This is a genomic window from Salinivibrio sp. AR640 (assembly GCF_001995405.1).
GTDB lineage: Bacteria > Pseudomonadota > Gammaproteobacteria > Enterobacterales > Vibrionaceae > Salinivibrio > Salinivibrio costicola.
Genome location: NZ_MUFD01000008.1, coordinates 78347 through 97526, shown reverse-complemented (window position 1 = coordinate 97526; position 19180 = coordinate 78347). Strand labels below are relative to the sequence as shown.

The following is a 19180-nucleotide window of genomic DNA, read 5'->3' as shown; positions in this document are numbered from 1 at the left end:
TTATGGTGTTATCTATTAAGCGTAGGGATGCGTGTGCGAAGGCAAAAACCTAACTCCATCAATTTACTGTTGATCGCCATTTATATCGGCGCACTGGCGATATTGTCTCATTATATTGTCTGACAATGGTGTCGGCGCCGATCAAGCTCACTGATTGATAGAAATCTATCCGTCGTCGTAGGCGCTTAGCGTTGTACCTTGCAGTACATATCCCACCTCTGCTAAGTCATGACTGACATGCTCAGTATTGAGTGTCCCTTCGACATAAACCACATCCCATAGTTCTTGAATCGGCGCGCCATCGGCAAACTTTACGTAAATAATTTGATTGGGCGGTGGGGGTGGCACATGGATGCAGGCGCCAAGAAAAGGGACCAGCAAGAATTCGGTCACCCGTTGATCGTCACCTTCTAACGGGATCACAAAGCCGGGGATTTTAACTTGGCTATTATTGAGTTCAGGGCGAACCGATCCGACCAAGCTTTGCGGGTTATCACCGTCGTGGCTAATGTCTGGCATGCCGCGGCTATCAAACTGTGCCCGTTCGTGCTCAGGAACCAAATCTATCCAATCGAGCATGAGTGGTTCACTGCTTGCCCAAGCAAGCGAACTCAAAAGGCCGCTAAGCAAGGCGATAAGATGGAGCGTTATCCGTTTTTTCATGGGTTATACCTTCATTGTCATGCCGTCGGACAGTGTTTGTCGGTACGCGCGCCAAGCGGGAATTAAGCCGACCACGAGACCAGCGATAAACACGCCGACCATTAACAAACATTCATAATAAGAGGGCCAGTCGAGCGGTAAGAACAGGCCAAATTCACTGATAATATAGGGCTGGGTGAGCGCAAGACCGCCATAAAGCAGTAGCACACCTAAGATGATACCCGCCAGGGTGATGGCAACCGCCTCACTGACCAACAGCAGAATAATATGTACCGGACGTGCGCCCATTGCCCGTAAAATTGCCATTTCTCGTCGACGCTCGTTCAGGCTGGTGAGCAGACTGGAGAGCATGCCTAATAATCCAGCAACGACGACAAATCCAGCGATCACTAATAGCGCTTGCTCGCCCACGCGCATCATGTCCCATAGCTCATGCAAGGCAATACCGGGCATGATGGCAGTCAATGGCTCGCGTGGATAAGTATTGACCCAACGCTGGACGGCAAACGTTTTGATTTTACTGTTCAGACCCACCATGACTGCAGTGAGTTGCTCGGGCTGTAATTCACGCTGCTGTGCTTGGGCTTGAGTGAGGCCTTGGCCAAGTCGTGCGCCACTTTCCCAGCCGACATGAATCGCTTCTATGGCTTCGAGCGACACATGCACACTGCGGTCGACGGGCGTGCCGGTGGGCGCCAAAATACCGGTGACAGTAAATGGCAAATTGTCGTGTTGATTAAAGCTTTTATCGGCCAGTCCATGAGCAATCACTAGGTTATCGCCCATTTTGTATCCCAGATCTTTCGCCACTTGGGCGCCAATCACGGTATCAAATAGACCGGAAAATGGGCCGCCTTGGCGAAAGACGAGTGGTTGTTTTTGACCATATTGATAATGGGAAAAGTAATCATTGCTGGTGCCGAGTACGCGAAAGCCACGGTGAGAATCCCCGAGTGAAATGGGGATGGTCCAACTCACATCTGAGTGCTCGCGAAGGCGCTGATAACTTTCCCAGCCGATATTGTTGGTGGCGTTACCAATTCGAAACACGGAATAGAGCAGCAAATTAATGGAGCCAGAACGGGCGCCCACAATTAAATCGGTGTTGGAAATGGTGTTGGCAAAGCTGGCCTTCGCTTGCGTGCGCACCTTTTCGACGCCGAGTAACAGCACCACGGCGATGGTGACGGTCAGCAAAGAAAGCAATGCGGTGGCGCGGCGATTTTTCAGGCTTTTCCCCGCAAGTCCCAATAGCGAAATCATTGCTGATCCTCCTTGCGACGCATGGCGCGATTCAGCGCGGGAAGCGAGACATCACGGTCAAACAAGGGCGCTAATTGACTGTCATGGCTGACAAACAATAAGCTGCTGTTGGCTTCTCGGCAGCGGTCTTGAAGCAACTGAATAAAGGTGTTGCGGGTGTCAGCGTCGAGCGCAGAAGTCGGCTCGTCAGCGATAATTAACGCCGGCGCACCAATCAGCGCCCGCGCCGCCGCGACCCGTTGTTGCTGGCCGATACTCAGCGCGGTGACCGGCTGGTGGTGGCAGTTTGTGGGTAAGCCCAATTGGTCGAGCAAGGTGGCGGCCTCTTGATGAGGCGATCGTGTCAACGCCTGACGACGCAGGTGAGAAAAGCGCAGCGGCACGGTGACATTATCGATCACCGATAAATAAGGCAGCAGATTAAATTGCTGAAAAATATAACCAATGTGGTTAGCACGGAATTGATCACGCTCGCGATCATTCAGTGCCGTTAGCGCTTGATGATTGACCGTCAGCGTACCCGTCTGGGGGATATGAATACCCGCAATCAGGCTTAGCAGGGTGGATTTACCACTGCCGCTGGGACCTTGTAAAAATATATGCTCGCCAGCATTGACCGCAAAACTGTCGATATCAAGGATCGGTTGCGGCTGGCCCGGCCACGTAAAACCTAGTTGTTTGATGGTTATCATGCCTGACAGGGGCACTGGATGCGCCCCGCCTCCTTTTTTCACTACCACTGGATGTGCGACTTAGCACGAATCAAGGTATCAACCCAGACCTTATCATCGGTAACGGCCTGAATTTTGATGGCTTCTGTGTTGGGGAACAGGCTAAACCAATCCGTTTTCAATTCGGTGAAGGCTTGTGGGTTTTGGCAAACGAATTGGTAGTTCACGGATAAAGTGTTGTGGTTACCCTGATCATGCTCGTCATGGCCGTAGTGCTCGTCGTGGTTATGGTGCTCGTCATGACCGTGGTGTTCATTGTGGCCGTGATGTTCGTCGTGGTCATGGTGTTCATCGTGACCATGATGCTCCTCATGGTTGTGATGCTCGTCGTAGTCGTCAAAACTGCTAGTGACTTTGGTCTCGGCAAGCTGGCAATTCGCCGCTTCAGCAAGTTGGAAGCGTTTTCCACCATCACGCAGAAGCGCATAGGCATCTTCGACCGCTTGCTGGTCGGCGGCGTTTTTAGGCTGGTGTTCAAAGCCGACCACATCGTGTCCCGGGGCCGTTAATTCAATGAATACGCGCTCACCGTCTTGGGCGAGGCTCAGTGCCACCTCCCCGTGGACGTGGGCATCGAACGACTGATAGCTGGCTTCATCGGCTAATGTTGCTGCAGAGGTGGTCGCGATGGCCATAGTGATAACGCTGGGTAATAAACGAGCTTTCATGTGGTTTCTCCTCGTGAATAAATGAATTAGATAATGAAGGTATTTATTTCACTCGGTGGGGCGCGCGCCGAAAAGGCTATAGCGGTACGATAAGCTCGCTGAGGTTTTGACCAAACGATGAGGGTATTGGCGGCATAGGTGGGCGTCGGTGTCACGATACTGGAAGCCAGTATTGCTGGTGGGATGAGATGACAGACACCACAATGCTCACTGTGATGGCTCGGGGCTAAGGTGTCGACTTGATGGTGCGCCCACAGTCCGGCTTGGCTAAGCACCAATACAAATAGCAGGTTGACGAGCACTCGACGAGTCATCCAGACGTCCATGAGGTTATTAAGTAATGTGATAACATAACAATTGTAGCCTTGAACGCCAAGTCTGAAATGAAAGCGCGGGCCTTGCCCGCGATATGATTATTGGTTTACCAGCTCTGTCACCAAGCTGACAACTTGATTCACTTCATCCTCGTTTAGCTTACCTTCTTTAACAAAACGCACCATGCCTTTATCATCCAGTACGGCAATCAACGAGCTCTCTTCTTTTAAGCGCCATGCCTCTGCGACACTGCCATTTTCGTCGAGCACAATCGATGACCAGCTAAATTCGCGTTTACTGTCTTCGGCTGACGATTTTACAAAGCCGCCAGTTCCCCACATGGCATCATCTTGATTGATGATGGTGGTGGTTTGATAGCGTGCATCGTCAAAATCCGCGGCGGTAATTGCCGCCATGAGGGGGGCGTTCATTTCTTTGGCGCTACTGCGTCCAGCAATGGCTTGGATCACGCGTACTTTTTCCTGCAACTGTTCGGTTTGCCAAGCTTGATAAACGATATCGTCGCCATTCAAGGTTAGTTCGCCTTGCTCGGCGACCTTGGCTGACGGTAAAGGTGCACCGTTTTGGATCGTGTGCGCCCAACTGGTGCCTGTGAATAACGCAAAAGTGAGAGCAAGTAGGGTTTTGTTCATTCTTTATCATCCATGTCTGTGGTCATTATTTGGCATTCGGTGCCAAGTTATCTATGGTTACGCCAGACAGTGCGTTGTGCCAAGTGCCAAGGGTTAATCCGTGCGCGAGATCGGAGTTTTATCCAGCGATCGTCACTTCAAAGCGCGCGTATTGATCTAAGGTAGGAACTTTTCGTGCCCAGTAGGCTCTAATTCTGTGCTTGTCATCAGAATAAGATGGCACTTTGCTTGCTTAGCTTTATACGTGGAGATTGCCAGATAATATTCGGTGCTCCAAGGTGGTAACACATAATTTACCAAGAAACGGTGAAAGAGCGTTGTTACTGTTTCGGTCTGTTCATCAGACTTGGTTGAGAAATAAAGGGATCCCTATGCTTCGCATCTTTCGTCAATATCGACCAACCCAGATTGCGCGATATGTGAAACGATTTTTTAAGGGCCGACTTTATATTGAAGGTGTCGGCGCGTTTGAGTTTGATGGTGGGCGTTTGCTACCTCCAGGACACAGTGATAAACGTGCACTCTCGGTCATGACCGAAGTAAATAAAGAAATTAAATCGATGGCCATCACCGCATAAAAAACGTGCGATGCAGAAAAAACACGTCTAATGACGTGTTTTTTTTATCTCTGAGTTTGCGTGTCTTCAGACTTTTGCGTGCCTTCAGACTATTGTGGCGGGAAGCAAACGCCGGTGCCACCCAAGCCGCAGTAGCCTTGGGGGTTTTTGTGCAGATACTGCTGATGGTCTGTTTCTGCTAAGAAATAAGTACCTGCGGGGGCGATCTCTGTGGTGACGGCATCCGACTTGCCCGCTGCTTTTAAAGCGGCTTGATAGGCGGCAAAGCTGGCTTCTACCGTCGCGCAATCGGCAGGATCACAGTAATAAATGGCTGAACGGTACTGTGGGCCCACGTCATTACCTTGGCGCAACCCTTGAGTTGGATCGTGGTTTTCCCAAAAGATCGTCAATAAAGCGTCCAGACTGGTGACACTCGGGTCAAAAATGACATTAACCACTTCGGCGTGGCCTGTTTGACCCGTACAGACATCTTGATAGCGCGGGTGTTGTGTTACCCCACCGCAGTAGCCAACAGAGGTCATGACTACACCTGGTTGTTGCCAGAGTTTGCGTTCTGCTCCCCAAAAACAGCCCATCCCTAAAATGACCTGTTTCTGACCGTTCGCTGGGGCCGTTGTGATAGGTTGCCCAAATACGGCATGTGGCTCGGTGGGCGTGATGGCATCAGCACGATCCGCAATCGCATTATCGGGTTGGCTGAACGAAGATTGCATCGACATAGGCATCCTTTTACTGCTGTGATGAAAAGCGTTATGTGTTGTATGAAACCGCTTTGGGTGTGGACTGATGTGAATGGCGCTAGCATCAAGCCCAGCTCAACGCGTAATATGGCAAGATATCATCAATTTTGTTGAGCGGCACCCTAGTAATGGTTCTCATTGCATGAAGATACGTAAACTCTCCCTTATTGCGATCGCTTTTTTACTGCTACCTAGCTGGGTACGCGCGAGCCTCGACGTTGAGCTCCAAGGACTCGAGGGTGAAGCGCAACAAAATGTAGCAACCTATTTGGCGGCGATCGCGCCCGAAGAACGCGATGGGTCGTATCGGTTTAAGGCGCGTGTCGAGCGCGATGTCCGACAAGCACTCCAGGCAGTAGGCTACTATCAGCCAAAAATCACGCTGAACGCGCCAGAGGGCGATACCCTGGTTGTCTCCGTTAATCCAGGCCCCCCGGTTAACGTGGCGCAAGTCGATGTCGTCTTTTCCGGTGAAGCTGCGATGGATGATGACTTTCATTCGCTTAAAGCGAAAGGACCGCAACCTGGTCATCGGCTCAATCACAGTGATTATGAGTCACTCAAAAGTCAGATCCAGAGCTTAGCCGTGAAAAAGGGCTATTTTGATGGTCGTTTTACGCAAGCCCGGCTCGAAGTTGCGCCTGACCGCCAGCAAGCCTTTATTCGTCTGCATTTTGCCAGTGGCAAGCGTTATCATTTTGGTGCGATCGATTATCAAGGCTCGCAAATCCAGCATAAGCGACTTGATACACTGCGAGATTTTTCACCAGGTGATCTCTATCAAGTTACTGACTTAGGCGAGTTTAACCAAGCGTTAGCAAATACGGGCTGGTTTGCCAGTGCATTAGTCCAAGCGGATATGGAAGACGCCGAGGACAATGAAGTGCCGATCAAGGTGACGTTGACCCCGGAAGCGCGCAACAAGTTTGAAACTGGGGTGGGGTATTCCACCGACATTGGCCCGCGTCTTAAGCTTAATTGGCGTAAGCCTTGGTATAATTCAAGGGGGCATAGCCTGAGCACATCACTGGCGGTTTCTCAGCCAGAGCAAACCCTTACTTCTACCTATAAAGTGCCGCTTGACGATGTTTCACGGGAATATTATCAAGTTCAGCTGGGGTTAAAAAATACAGACCAACGCGATACCACCAGTTTTGAAGCGACGACCTCTGTCTCCCGACACTGGCTTTATGATACCGGCTGGCAGCGCAGTGTATCGCTGCGCTGGCTGTACGAAAACTATAGCCAAGGGCAAGATGAAGATATCGTCAGCGTGGTGCTGCCGGGCGTCAACGTTACCCGAACGCGCGTGCGTGGTGGTTTAATGCCGCATTGGGGAGACAAGCAATCACTGACGCTGGAGGCAGCCGATCCCGCGTGGCTGTCGGATATTAGCTTGCTGCGACTTCAAGGTCGTAGTGCTTGGATTCGCAGTTTAAATAAGAATCATCGTGGCTTACTCCGGGTCGATGGTGGCGCCCTGATTTCCGAGGAGTTTCGTGAAGCACCACCATCATTACGCTTTTTCGCTGGGGGGGATAACAGCATTCGTGGTTATGGCTATGAAACCGTCTCGCCTGTCGATGACAGCGGTCAGTTAAGTGGTGCACGCTATATGTTAACCGGGACTTTAGAATATCAGTATCGTCTTGGTGGCAATTGGTGGTGGGCGGTGTTTGCTGACGGCGGCGATGCGTGGACCAACCATTTGTCATGGAAGCGCGCGGCCGGGACAGGCATTCGTTGGTCATCACCGGTGGGCCCGATTCGCCTTGATGTCGCCCATGGTTTTGATAATGACGATGACGACTTTCGTGTGCACCTGACGTTGGGGCCTGAATTATGAGCCGGTGGTTGGTTAGATTAACTTTGATTCTGTTAATCACGATATTTGCGCTGGTAGGTTTGGTGTCCACCACCTTATTTACGCCGATCGGGTTACAAGTTGGAGTGTGGGGGGCACAGAAAGCTATACCTGCATTATCGCTTGAACAAGCCGAGGGCACTTTGCTGACCGGTTTTGAACTTCGTGGTCTGCAATATCAGGATGAGCAAATCCAATTGGCCGCTAATAAGCTGGGGATTGAGATAAAAGGTAAGTGCTTACTTACTCCATCAATCTGTGTCGAACAACTGGCGGCTGAAGGGGTAACGCTTGCGCTTAATTTCCCGCCAAGCGATGACAACACCGCCGCCGAGCCGTCTACCGCGAGGATCCAATCGCCGCTACCGATACATATTAACGCGTTTGCATTCAATGATGTGGCGATTCAGGTGGCGGGACAGGCGATTGACTGGCAGCAGCTTCAAGGCGGTGTGCATGTCGAGGGAGACACCTTAACCTTATCGCCCACAAAGTGGCAGCAGCTGGTGGTTACCCTGCCCACCAACGACAGTGATCAAGAAAATACCGACCGTGCGGTTGGTAAACCTGATAGCGACGCCTCGAGTGCCCCTTTTCATTATCCAGGGCTCCGCTTGCCGTCCATTCATGTGCCGCTAAATATCAATGTTGAGCAATTTAGCCTACGCGATACTCGTATTGACGCCGGTACAGTACATACCTTTTCTTCGTTAGATCTCGTCGGCGCCGTCAAGGGCAGTGCGGTGACGATTGACCATTTTTCGGTGGCTGCCCCTCAGGGCACGGCTAAGCTTTCTGGCGATATCTTGTTGGAAGGTGAGTACCCACTGACCTTAGAAACACAGTTGACCGCGAACTTGGCATCGCTCCAAGGGCAAGCATTGTCACTGTCGGCGACGGGGAGTTTAGCGGCTTTAGCGCTGCGCGCTGAGGCAACAGGACCGGTGAATGCCAAACTTGATGGTGAGGCGAATGTCCTGGCACCGAACTTACCTTTTGCCGTGCAATTGGATAGCGAGGCATTGGCGTGGCCGCTGACGGGGGAAGCGATCGCGGCATTACGCGAGCTACACTTTTACGCCGATGGTGACTTATCTGACTATCAGCTCGGCTTACAAAGTGACGTCGACGGCCCTGAGGTGCCGACAACACAACTGACCCTTGCTGGACAAGGCAGCCTCTCGGCGCTCAAGCTCTCGCAATTTGAGGCACAAACACTCGGTGGTACTGTTGCCGGGCGCGCCAGCGTCGATTGGTCCAGCGTGCCTTTTTGGCAAGCCGAGTTAGGCTTTGCCCATATTCAGCCTCAGCGGCAATGGCCTGAGGTGAATGGTGATCTCACCGGCGCAGTGAGCCATCGTGGACGATTAACCCCACAAGGTGGCTGGGATGTGTCTATGCCAACCTTGGTCGTTCATGGTGAGCTTCAGCAATTACCCCTTTCAGTGTCTGGCGCGCTTAATGCCCATGATCGTGATGGCGATGGGCAACCTAGCGTTTCTACCTCCGGTCTGACGCTTTCCCACGGTCCTAACCGTATTACTGCGCAAGGGCAAGTGCGTGACGAGTGGAAAATGGGGCTATCGGTGGATATTGCTGACCTGTCCCAATCATTACCGATGTTAACCGGTGTGATTCGCGGCGATGCGCGTCTGAGCGGGCCCTTTGCCCATCCCGATGCCAAACTGGCCTTCCATGCCAAGCAGTTGCGCTGGCAAGATCTTCGCATCAATCAGCTTACCTTAGACGGCGCGCTGGCCTTAAAGGATACCTTAGGTGGCAACCTGAATGTGTCTGTGCTGGGAGGGCGTTATCAAACGCTGCGTTTAGAGAATTTAGATCTGGCCGTCCGCGGTGATGAAGCCGAGCATCAGCTGGATTTACGCTGGCAAGGCGTCCCTGCCTCTGGCGTGCTACGTATTCAAGGTGCGCTGGCGCGTGAGTCTGGTTGGCAAGGGCAACTGCTCGATACGCGAGTGAATGTGGAAGACATTGGCGACATCGTGCAGCAAACCGCGGCGCCCATTGCGTTTACTTTCGCCGATAAGCAAACCCAGGTCGGCGAGCATTGCTGGCAGTGGCAAGCCACTTCTTTATGCTTATCACAACCGGCCTATATTGGTGAGCAAGGAGAGGTCGTTGCCAATATTGAAGGGTTTGATGCGAAGCAAATTGCGGCGTTCATGCCGCCGGAATGGCACGTTGAAACACGTGCCAATGCAGCCGTTCACGCTCGATGGCAGCCTGACGCCTCGCCAGATGTACGCGCCTCGATTGATATCACCGACGGTGCACTGCGTCAGCAAGCAGAAAGGCCACTGGTCATTGACTGGCAACACGCGAACATGGATGCACGCTGGCACAATGACCAATTACAAGGGGCGCTTGCTCTGACGTTGGATGATGGTGGCACCCTTGCGTCTGGCTTTACCCTAACCGATTTATTGGCCCCTACACCTACGATTACTGGCGATCTTATCGTGACTGCTGTGCAGTTGGCCAAGCTTGAGCCCTTGCTCGGAAACGATAAACAAGCGGATATGAATGGTGAAGTGAATGCGAATTTACGTCTTGAAGGCCCACTAACGTTACCGCAAGTGTATGGCGGCATGACGGTCAGTGGGCTGCGGATGAAAGGCTTATCGTCACCGGTGGATGTAGATAACGGGCAATTGGCTCTGACGGTTGATGGGCAACAAGGGCAACTGGATGGGCAGTTAATCACGCCTGAGGGTCCGCTAACACTAAAAGGCGATGGCCAATGGCCCCGCATTGATGATTGGCAATTTGGCTTGAATGTATCGGGTGATACGTTACGTTTTAACCTTCCCCCAATGGTAAAGCTCGATGTCGCGCCAGATCTTACCGTCTCTGCGACGCCTGACCAGGTCGCGATTCGTGGTGATATTCATGTGCCTTGGGGACGGATAGAAGTCGAAAACTTACCTGCGTCAGCGGTGACGGTGTCAGACGATACGGTGCTGTTAAACCAAGACTATACGCCAAAAAGTGCAGAACAAGACGAGCCGATGCCGTTTAACCTAGTCACCGATGTAAAGTTAGCACTGGGGGATGACGTTAGTCTCGCAGCCTTTGGTTTAAAGTCGCGCTTATCCGGTGAACTGAATATCAAAAACAACCCGCAAGGTGTATTAATTGTCGGGAATGTCAGCTTACTAGACGGAACGTATCGCTCGTTCGGACAAGACTTGATTATCCGCAAAGGGGAAATCTTGTTTAATGGCCCTGCCGACCAACCCTACCTGCAAGTGGAAGCGATTCGTAACCCAGAGCGAATAGAGGGGGATGTGATCGCAGGTATTCGCTTGAGTGGCCCGGCCGATGATCCGGTTGCGGATATATTTATGGATCCGGCTGGCTCGCAGGCGAATGCCTTATCTTATCTATTGCGTGGCCGAGCGCTGGATGCTGGCGCCGGCGATGCCAATATGACCTCGATGCTGATTGGTATTGGGTTAGCGCAAAGCGGAAAATTGGTAGGAGAGATCGGCCAAGCCTTTGGTGTTGAGGATCTCACCTTAGATACCGCGGGTGCCGGCGACGAACAAAAGGTCGAAGTGTCAGGCTATATTTTACCAGATTTGGAAGTGAAATATGGGGTCGGGATCTTCGATGCGATTGGGGTATTTACTGTGCGCTATCGTTTAATGAAAGACCTTTACCTAGAAGCGGTGTCGGGTGTTGACCAAGCGGTCGATGTGCTTTATCAGTTTGAGATTAAATAAAAAAGCCCGCTGATAGAGCGGGCCTTTACTGTCTCAGTGACACGCTCGATTATTTCTGTGCGCGCTCAAAAGAAGACAGGATTTCGTCTTTTGCGGCTTGTGCATCGGCCCAGCCATCGACTTTGACCCACTTGCCGGCTTCAAGCTCTTTGTAACGCTCGAAGAAATGCGTGATTTGTGCTTTGAGTAGCTCAGGCAGATCGTTCACGTCTTTCACGTGATCGTACTCTTTGGTCAGCTTGCTATGAGGCACTGCGACAACTTTGGCATCTTCACCAGACTCGTCGGTCATTTTTAGCACACCCACTGGACGGCAGCGGATTACTGAACCGGGTACGAGAGGGAATGGGGTTGGAACCAGTACGTCTACCGGGTCACCGTCAAGTGACAAGGTATGGTTTACATAACCATAGTTACATGGGTAAAACATTGGGGTAGACATAAAGCGATCGACGAATACCGCACCGCTATCTTTGTCCACTTCGTACTTGATTGGATCAGCATTCGCTGGGATCTCAATCACCACATAAATATCTTCAGGCAGATCTTTGCCCGCAGGGACCTGGTTCAGGCTCATGGAATGTCCTTTTGTTAAATCAAATAGTGTGTGCCAATTATAACCGCCAAGCGTGAAAATAACAGAGGCGACCTACCAGGTCGCCTCGTCATCATAAAAAAGCGCGGCATTCTTTTTGCTAATACGCGTTAATTGTCTTCATGATCAGGATAGGTTTCCAGGTATTCGCCGACTTTATCCACCATATTACTAGAGCCAACGAAGAAGGGAACGCGCTGATGAAGTTCTTTGGGTTCAATGTCCATCACTCGCTGCATCCCATTCGTGGCTTTACCGCCGGCCTGTTCGATAATAAACGCCATGGGGTTGCACTCATACAGCAACCGCAATTTACCATTTGGATAAGCTAAGGTACTCGGGTACAAGTAAATGCCACCTTTTAGCAGATTACGGTGAAAATCGGCCACCAAAGAGCCAATGTAGCGTGACGTATACGGCCGTTTCTCGTCAGGGACGTTTTCTTGACAGTATTTGATGTATTTTTTGACGCCCTGCGGGAACTTGATGTAGTTGCCTTCGTTAATTGAGTAAATCGTTCCCTCTTTAGGAACGGTCATATTCTCGTGAGAGAGGCAAAACAGACCCAGCGATGGATCATAGGTAAAACCATGCACACCATCACCTGTGGTGTAAACCAACATGGTGGATGAGCCGTAAATGATATAGCCGGCAGCCACTTGGCGATGACCCGGTTGCAGGAAGTCGTCTTCGGTAGGGGGGGTGCCGACCGGTGAAACACGGTGATAAATGGAGAAAATGGTGCCGACGGAGACATTGACATCAATGTTTGATGAGCCATCAAGCGGGTCAATCAATACCACATATTTAGCGTTACGGTTCAGTTGCTTGTTGAAGATGACCGCTTCATCTTCTTCCTCACTCGCGACACCGCAAACGTGGTCGCGAGCCTCCATCGCAGCTTTAAACTTTTCGTTGGCGTAAACGTCGAGCTTTTGTTGTTCTTCACCTTGTGCGTTTTCTGTGCCGATAGCGCCGGCGATGTCGACCAAGCCCGCTTTGTTGATCTCACGGTTGACAATTTTGGCGGCGAGACGAATCGAGGCAAGCAAAGAAGATAAGTCGCCGCTGGCATGCGGGAACGCGTGTTGCTTCTCAACAATATATTCGCCGAGGGTCTTAATGTCGGGCATTCTCAATCCTTAGTGATGATGAACTGTCTTTCTAATTCAATGGCATTTAAGTGGGCAGTGGTCTGCCTCTTGAAATCGTTGTCATTCTAGCGCTCGTGACTTTTTAATCGTACTGAAGAAATGGATGAGGCCAGGGAAGTGTGATCGCGACATAAAAAACCATGTCATATGCGCGCAAGCGATAAGACCCAAGCGTTAATCCAAGGCATAATAACGGCCCGCGTCCAACGGCTGGGTAACCAACAATACAGTGAAGGCCATGCATATTCATATTTTAGGCATTTGCGGCACCTTTATGGGTGGAGCCGCCATGCTGGCAAAACAATTGGGGCACAAAGTGACAGGCTCAGATAGCCAGGTTTATCCCCCAATGAGTACCTTACTCGAATCCCAAGGGGTTGCTATCATCGAAGGCTATGATCCTGCGCAGCTTACACCTAAGCCGGATTTAGTGGTGATTGGTAATGCCATGAGCCGCGGGAATCCCTGTGTTGAAGCCGTACTCAATCAAGGTTTGCCTTACACGTCTGGTCCGCAATGGCTGCATGATTTTTTACTCCAAGACTGCTGGGTGTTAGCGGTTTCAGGGACACACGGAAAAACCACCACCGCCAGCATGCTAGCGTGGATTTTAGAAGACTGTGGTTATCAGCCTGGATTTTTAATCGGTGGCGTGGCCAGCAATTTTAATGCGTCAGCCCGTTTGGGGGATAGCCCGTTTTTTGTGGTCGAGGCCGATGAATACGACAGTGCATTTTTTGATAAGCGCTCCAAGTTTATTCACTACCAACCGAAAACCTTGGTTATTAACAACCTTGAGTTCGATCATGCCGACATTTTTGATGATCTAGCCGCTATTCAAAAGCAATTCCATCATGTGATACGCACCGTACCTGGGATTGGCCAGATTATTGCGCCGTCCGATGATCCCAACGTAGCTGAAACACTCGCAATGGGGTGTTGGAGTGAGTGTGTGTATGCGGGGCCTGATGGCCAGTGGCAAAGCGTGAAAAAAGACGCAGCTGGCAGCCAATTTGATGTGTACTTTGCCGGTGATCTCGTGGGATCGGTTAACTGGGATTTGGTCGGTGATCATAACGTGCGTAATGCCTTGATGGCGTTATCAGCGGCGCGTCATGTGGGAGTGACCCCGGGTCTTGCTTGTCAATCGCTCGAGAGATTTATCAATACTAAGCGTCGGCTTGAGTGGCGTGGCGAGCGGGCTGGCGTCACGGTATATGACGATTTTGCCCATCATCCGACTGCCATTCGACTGACCTTAGAGGGCTTGCGAGCCAAGGTCGGCGCAGGGCGTATTCTTGCCGTATTAGAACCGCGCTCGAACACCATGAAACAAGGGGTCCATAAAGACACGCTTGCCGCGTCGCTGGCGAGTGCGGACAGTGTGTTTTTATATCAGCCTCAAGGGCTCGATTGGTCGCTCGATGCGGTGGCGGATCGTTGTGCTCAACCTACGCAAATTCACACTGATATAGGCACACTGGTTGTCGCGTTGAGTGAGCAAGCCTTGCCGGGCGATACCGTGTTGATCATGAGTAATGGGGGTTTTGGTGGTATTCACGATAAGTTGCTCAGTGCGTTGAGTCACAAAGGAGAAAAGCATGACGGATAAGCGTATCACGCTGGCATGGACAGGAGCGTCAGGCGCGCCATACGGCCTACGGTTACTGGAGTGCCTGCTTGCGCAAGATTATCAGGTCTTTTTACTGATATCCTCGGCCGCTCGCGTGGTGCTGGCGACCGAACATGGGTTGAAACTCCCGTCAGGCCCGCAAGCGGCACAGAAAATATTAGCCGAACATCTGCAATGTGATAGCAATAAACTGATCGTTTGCGGTAAAGAAGATTGGTTTTCGCCGGTCGCCTCGGGCTCGGCAGCGCCGAAGAAAATGGTTGTCTGTCCCTGCTCGGCCGGATCCTTGTCTTCGATTGCCCATGGTCTATCCGATAACTTGATTGAACGGGCGGCGGATGTGGTGCTCAAAGAGCGGGGACAATTGTTACTGGTCGTTCGCGAGACGCCGTTTTCAACGCTGCATTTAGAAAACATGCACAAGCTATCGCAGATGGGCGTCACCATTATGCCTGCTGCGCCGGGTTTTTATCACCAACCCCAGTCTATTGACGACTTGGTCGATTTTATGGTGGCGCGCATTCTCGACCACTTAGGGGCGGCGCAAACCTTGGTGCCGCGCTGGGGGTATGACCAACGCCCTCGCGATAAAGCATAATCAATCAGGTTCAGGCAAGGCCTGAACCTTCACTTTACGAGGGTGGCCCTAAACGAGCAGCCAGATATCGGCTAAGGTTTGAGTACCATCACATGCATGGTGGCGCCTTCAAGCACTTTCGCGGCCACCGATCCTAACATCATCTTGTTGACGCGAGAACGCTTATGACTTGGCATGACGATCAAGTCGCACCCTAAGCGCTCGGCGGTTTTGATAATCCCTTTGTAAGGCTTGCCTTCTTCAACAGACACCTGGCAGGCCACGTTTTTCGGGACATATTTATCCGCAAATCCTTGCAGATTTCGCTTCATATCACGTTTCATTTTATTGGCAGCTTCTTCAGGGAAATAAGAGGCCACCATGGAGTTATGAATCCCCGGCAGTACCGTCAGTAGGTGGAGCTTAGCGCCGGATTGACTGGCCAGCCATGCAGCGTGATCGACCGCTTTATCCGCGAAGCTCTCATCATTTAAATCGACCGGAACCAGAATGTGTTTATACATAGCGATATCCTTTGCTATCAAAAAAGAAAAGGGCACGCGCCGCGCACGCACCCCCTGTCATTAGGCTTGGCGGATGCGACGGCGTTGATTCCAGCCCAGCAATGCCAAGAGTAATAGTGTCGGCACAAAAACCCATTCTTTCCACGGACGGATGTTATCCACCGTGACGGTTTTAATTTGCCAATCAAAGTCGATCCCCGCCTTATCGGCATCGCTTCCAAATTGAACTCTATCAACCAGTAATGAGTCATCCTCTTCGCGCAGTATCAAACCGGTATCACGTACCCGTGCATCGCCGCTTTCGAGGCGATTATCTACCGACAAAACCACATGTTTGGAAATCTGATCGCCAAAGAAGTCTTCCCCTTCCACAACCAGTTGCAGCGGTTTTCCGTCAGGCAGTTGCTCGGCTACGCGCATAATTTCTGTTCCTGGGTAGCTGGTGGTGGGTGGATAGATTTCATCCCACCAAAAACCAGGCCGGAATAGAGAGAAGGTGATAAGCAACAGCAACACGGTTTCCCACCATTTATTTTTGGTCATCCACCACCCTTGGGTTGCGGCAGAGAAAGCCAGCATCGCAATGGTCGCGGAAATAATGGTCAATATCAGGTGGAAAGGACCGTCGAGGTCGAGCAACAACAACTGAGTGTTGAAGATAAACATGAAAGGTAAAATGGCGGTACGAATATCGTAGGTGAAGCCTTGTACACCGGTACGAATCGGATCCGATTTAGCAATGGCCGCGGCAGCGAAAGCGGCGAGACCGACCGGTGGCGTGTCATCGGCGAGAATACCGAAGTAGAACACAAAAAGGTGTACGGCAATAAGCGGAATAATCAGCCCTTGTTGTGCCCCCAAGGTCACAATGACAGGTGCCATCAGTGTAGAAACCACAATATAGTTTGCCGTGGTCGGTAGCCCCATGCCTAACAGTAAGCTGATCACTGCCGTAAAGAGCAACATCAAGAAGATATTACCGCCAGAAATTAGCTCGACAAAATCAGTCATGACCAAACCAATGCCGGTTAGAGTCACGGTGCCGACAACGATCCCGGCAGCCGCCGTGGCGACACCGATGCCAATCATGTTGCGCGCGCCAGTGACAAAGGCTTCGAGCAGATCAACGCCCCCTTCTCGAATTTCTTCTTTAAAGTTGGTGCGTTGATTAAAGTAGGCGATCAGTGGACGCTGGGTCACTATGATAAAAATCATAAAGATAGTTGCCCAGAACGCCGATAGGCCGGGTGAAAAACGCTCGACGGTCAAACACCAAACCAGCACGCCAATTGGCAGCAAGTAATACAACCCGGAGCGAACGGTAGGGCCTGGCTCTGGCACCTCTGATAAATCCGTGGCCGCTGGATCTTCGGCGGCTTCAGACTTGTAGCGGGCGGAATAGCGCACCAGAAGAACATACGCAATTAGGGTCAGTATGCCGATCACCACGGTGGCCATGACGCCAAATACGTCCTTGGTCCAGCCAATGCCGTAATAGACTGCTGCGCTGAGCACTAATAGCCCAACAAATACCGTCATAAAGGAAAAGAGCTTTTGCAATACCGTACTAGAGTGGCGGCGCGGCAAGCCTTCCATACCCGCTTTACAAGCTTCCAAATGGACGATGTAAATCAGCGCAATGTAGGAAATCAACGCCGGGAGCAGGGCAGCTTTGATCACTTCGACATAAGAAATCCCTACGTACTCCACCATCAAGAAGGCGGCGGCCCCCATTATCGGCGGTGTGAGCTGACCGTTGGTGGACGCGGCCACTTCTACTGCCCCCGCTTTGTGGCTTGGGAAACCAACCCGCTTCATCAGTGGAATGGTAAAGGTGCCGGTGGTCACCACGTTAGCAATCGAGGATCCTGAGACTAACCCGGACAGGCCCGAGGCGACCACTGCGGCTTTCGCGGGACCGCCGCGCATGTGGCCCAGTAAAGAGAACGCCACTTTGATGAAATAGCCCCCAGCGCCCGCGCGATCGAGTAAGGCACCAAAGAGTACAAACAGGAAAACGAATGAGGTAGAGACGCCCAATGCGACCCCGAACACCCCTTCAGTGGTTAGCCACAGATGCGACATCGCCTTATTAAGGCTGGCGCCTTTGTGGGCAATGACATCGGGCATGTGAGGGCCAGCAAAGGTGTAAAGCAAGAAAACGGCGGCTACCACCATTAATGGTGGCCCTAAAGCGCGTCGTGTTGCCTCGAGCATCAATACCATGCCGATCGCGGCAACACTAATATCGAAGGCAGTATAGGCGCCGGCACGATCGGCCAGTTGGTTGTAAAATAAGAATAAATACCCGGCGGCTAGGCTGCCGATAAGGGCAAAAATCCAATCTAGAAGAGGTACACGGTCGCGAGGCGATGTTTTACGTGCGGGGTAGGCAGTGAAGGCCAAAAACATCGCGAACGCTAAGTGGAGTGAGCGTGCTTGTGTATTATTGAGGACGCCAAAATCGAGCGCAAAGGGAAGTGGCGACGCATACCAAAGCTGAAAAAGGGACCAGATAAGTGGTACCAGCCAAAGAATACGTCCTGATAGTCCATGTGGTGAGCGCGCACCCGTATCTGCTTGCGCCACCATGTCTTGCACATCAGGAGACGGTTGATGTGTCTTCGTCATGCAGTTTGTCCTTATTATCATATGCACCGCTGATGCGGCGGCAGTGTCCCGAGAAAAGCCTACTTGGCCTATTTCACTGGTGTGGTGATTGGCCAGTCTGCAGCTCACTGCTCCCCGCGTTTTCATTGACCCTCAACGAAAGCGTGGACAGTGTGTTAGCAGCTAAAAACAGATAGTACTAAAAACCGATAGTAACAGAGCGGTACAGAAAAATTAAAAAGATGTTATCGCTTTTGTCTTAGGGAGGGCGCTTCAAATATGAGACAAGGCAGACAGGCAGCGGTGTCACGCTGCCTGATAAAAAAATCAATAATGGTATTCGAACAAGTCACAAATCGCTTCAAATAGCGCTTCTGTGCTGGTACCTCGGGTGGGGGTGATAAAGATCGTATCGTCCCCGGCGACAGCGCCTAAAATGCCTTCGGCCTTACCGAGAGAGTCGAGTAGACGCGCAATCAATTGGGCGGCACCTGGACCGGTATGAATCACGACCACGGCCTCGTTGTAGTCGATTTCCATCACCAGCTCGCGTAACGCGCTGCCAGTGGTCGGAACACCGAGCTCAATCGGCAAGCAATAGACCATCTCCATCTTGGCGTTACGGGTACGTACAGCGCCGAATTTGGTCAACATGCGCGAGACTTTCGATTGATTGATGCCCTCAAATCCTTGAGCACGTAGAGCTTCGACTATTTCGCCTTGAGAACTGAATTTTTCTTCTTTGAGGATCGCTTTAAACGCTCGAACTAATTGGTCTTGTTTTTCTGAGTTACGCATGACGGCAGACTCGTAATGACAAACGAGTAGCTATTTTGCATATACATGCAATCAGGAGCAATCAT

The 19180-nt window shown here is 51.4% G+C and carries 17 protein-coding genes; 5 read left to right on the top strand and 12 right to left on the bottom strand.

Annotation, left to right across the window (positions count from 1 at the left end; all coding sequences use genetic code 11):
- Positions 1–165: 165 nt before the first annotated feature.
- The 6 genes from BZG75_RS06430 to BZG75_RS06405 form a co-directional block, all read right to left on the bottom strand.
- Entirely contained in the window at positions 166–663 is a 498-nt protein-coding gene (locus BZG75_RS06430) for a DUF3299 domain-containing protein (RefSeq protein WP_021023528.1), read from the bottom strand.
- Positions 664–666: 3 nt separating this feature from the next.
- The gene (locus BZG75_RS06425) at positions 667–1926 is read right to left on the bottom strand and encodes an ABC transporter permease (protein WP_077459984.1); all 1260 of its coding nucleotides are present in this window, start codon (positions 1924–1926) and stop codon (positions 667–669) included.
- The gene (locus BZG75_RS06420) at positions 1923–2618 is read right to left on the bottom strand and encodes an ABC transporter ATP-binding protein (protein ID WP_077459983.1); all 696 of its coding nucleotides are present in this window, start codon (positions 2616–2618) and stop codon (positions 1923–1925) included. Before BZG75_RS06420 ends, BZG75_RS06425 begins: the two co-directional genes overlap by 4 nt.
- 41 nt (positions 2619–2659) lie before the next feature.
- Entirely contained in the window at positions 2660–3325 is a 666-nt protein-coding gene (zrgA, locus tag BZG75_RS06415) for a zinc uptake protein ZrgA (RefSeq protein WP_077576496.1), read from the bottom strand.
- A 26-nt stretch (positions 3326–3351) separates the two neighbouring features.
- A complete protein-coding gene (locus tag BZG75_RS06410; RefSeq protein WP_077576495.1) occupies positions 3352–3639 on the bottom strand; it encodes a DUF2607 family protein in 288 nt (95 codons plus the stop codon).
- 99 nt (positions 3640–3738) lie between these two features.
- Positions 3739–4293 carry a YtfJ family protein gene (locus BZG75_RS06405; protein WP_077576494.1) on the bottom strand — a complete coding sequence of 185 codons (555 nt, stop codon included), beginning with the start codon at positions 4291–4293 and terminating at the stop codon, positions 3739–3741.
- A 371-nt stretch (positions 4294–4664) separates the two neighbouring features.
- On the opposite strand from BZG75_RS06405, the gene BZG75_RS06400 reads away from it, so the two are divergent.
- Positions 4665–4871 carry a DUF1107 domain-containing protein gene (locus tag BZG75_RS06400; RefSeq protein WP_077459979.1) on the top strand — a complete coding sequence of 69 codons (207 nt, stop codon included), beginning with the start codon at positions 4665–4667 and terminating at the stop codon, positions 4869–4871.
- An 89-nt stretch (positions 4872–4960) separates the two neighbouring features.
- Here the strand turns inward: BZG75_RS06400 and msrA are convergent, their stop codons facing one another.
- A complete protein-coding gene (gene msrA / locus BZG75_RS06395; protein ID WP_443216186.1) occupies positions 4961–5587 on the bottom strand; it encodes a peptide-methionine (S)-S-oxide reductase MsrA in 627 nt (208 codons plus the stop codon).
- Between the two features lie 169 nt (positions 5588–5756).
- Between msrA and tamA the strand changes: the two genes are divergently transcribed.
- Together tamA and tamB are read left to right on the top strand one after the other, a co-directional pair.
- Positions 5757–7460, top strand: coding sequence for an autotransporter assembly complex protein TamA (tamA, locus tag BZG75_RS06390; protein WP_077576492.1), 1704 nt, complete (start codon positions 5757–5759; stop codon positions 7458–7460).
- A gap of 8 nt (positions 7461–7468) precedes the next feature.
- On the top strand, positions 7469–11224 hold the full coding sequence (tamB, locus tag BZG75_RS06385; RefSeq protein WP_158009966.1) for an autotransporter assembly complex protein TamB: 3756 nt from the start codon (positions 7469–7471) through the stop codon (positions 11222–11224).
- A 49-nt stretch (positions 11225–11273) separates the two neighbouring features.
- Here tamB and ppa read toward each other — a convergent pair whose 3' ends face one another.
- Positions 11274–11801, bottom strand: a complete 528-nt coding sequence (ppa, locus tag BZG75_RS06380; RefSeq protein WP_077459975.1) for an inorganic diphosphatase — start codon at positions 11799–11801, stop codon at positions 11274–11276.
- 128 nt (positions 11802–11929) lie between these two features.
- Positions 11930–12952 carry a class 1 fructose-bisphosphatase gene (gene fbp, locus BZG75_RS06375; RefSeq protein ID WP_077576490.1) on the bottom strand — a complete coding sequence of 341 codons (1023 nt, stop codon included), beginning with the start codon at positions 12950–12952 and terminating at the stop codon, positions 11930–11932.
- 259 nt (positions 12953–13211) lie between these two features.
- Between fbp and mpl the strand changes: the two genes are divergently transcribed.
- Both mpl and BZG75_RS06365 read left to right on the top strand, forming a co-directional pair.
- Positions 13212–14585, top strand: a complete 1374-nt coding sequence (gene mpl / locus BZG75_RS06370) for a UDP-N-acetylmuramate:L-alanyl-gamma-D-glutamyl-meso-diaminopimelate ligase (protein WP_077459973.1) — start codon at positions 13212–13214, stop codon at positions 14583–14585.
- The gene (locus tag BZG75_RS06365; RefSeq protein ID WP_077459972.1) at positions 14575–15204 is read left to right on the top strand and encodes a flavin prenyltransferase UbiX; all 630 of its coding nucleotides are present in this window, start codon (positions 14575–14577) and stop codon (positions 15202–15204) included. Before mpl ends, BZG75_RS06365 begins: the two co-directional genes overlap by 11 nt.
- A gap of 71 nt (positions 15205–15275) precedes the next feature.
- Here the strand turns inward: BZG75_RS06365 and BZG75_RS06360 are convergent, their stop codons facing one another.
- The 3 genes from BZG75_RS06360 to argR form a co-directional block, all read right to left on the bottom strand.
- Complete coding sequence (locus BZG75_RS06360) at positions 15276–15707, bottom strand: universal stress protein (protein WP_021023341.1); 432 nt, start codon at positions 15705–15707, stop codon at positions 15276–15278.
- A gap of 60 nt (positions 15708–15767) precedes the next feature.
- Positions 15768–18338: a TRAP transporter permease gene (locus BZG75_RS06355; protein ID WP_077576489.1), complete on the bottom strand. Its 2571-nt coding sequence runs from the start codon at positions 18336–18338 to the stop codon at positions 15768–15770.
- A gap of 306 nt (positions 18339–18644) precedes the next feature.
- The gene (argR, locus tag BZG75_RS06350; protein ID WP_077459970.1) at positions 18645–19115 is read right to left on the bottom strand and encodes a transcriptional regulator ArgR; all 471 of its coding nucleotides are present in this window, start codon (positions 19113–19115) and stop codon (positions 18645–18647) included.
- Positions 19116–19180: the final 65 nt, after the last annotated feature.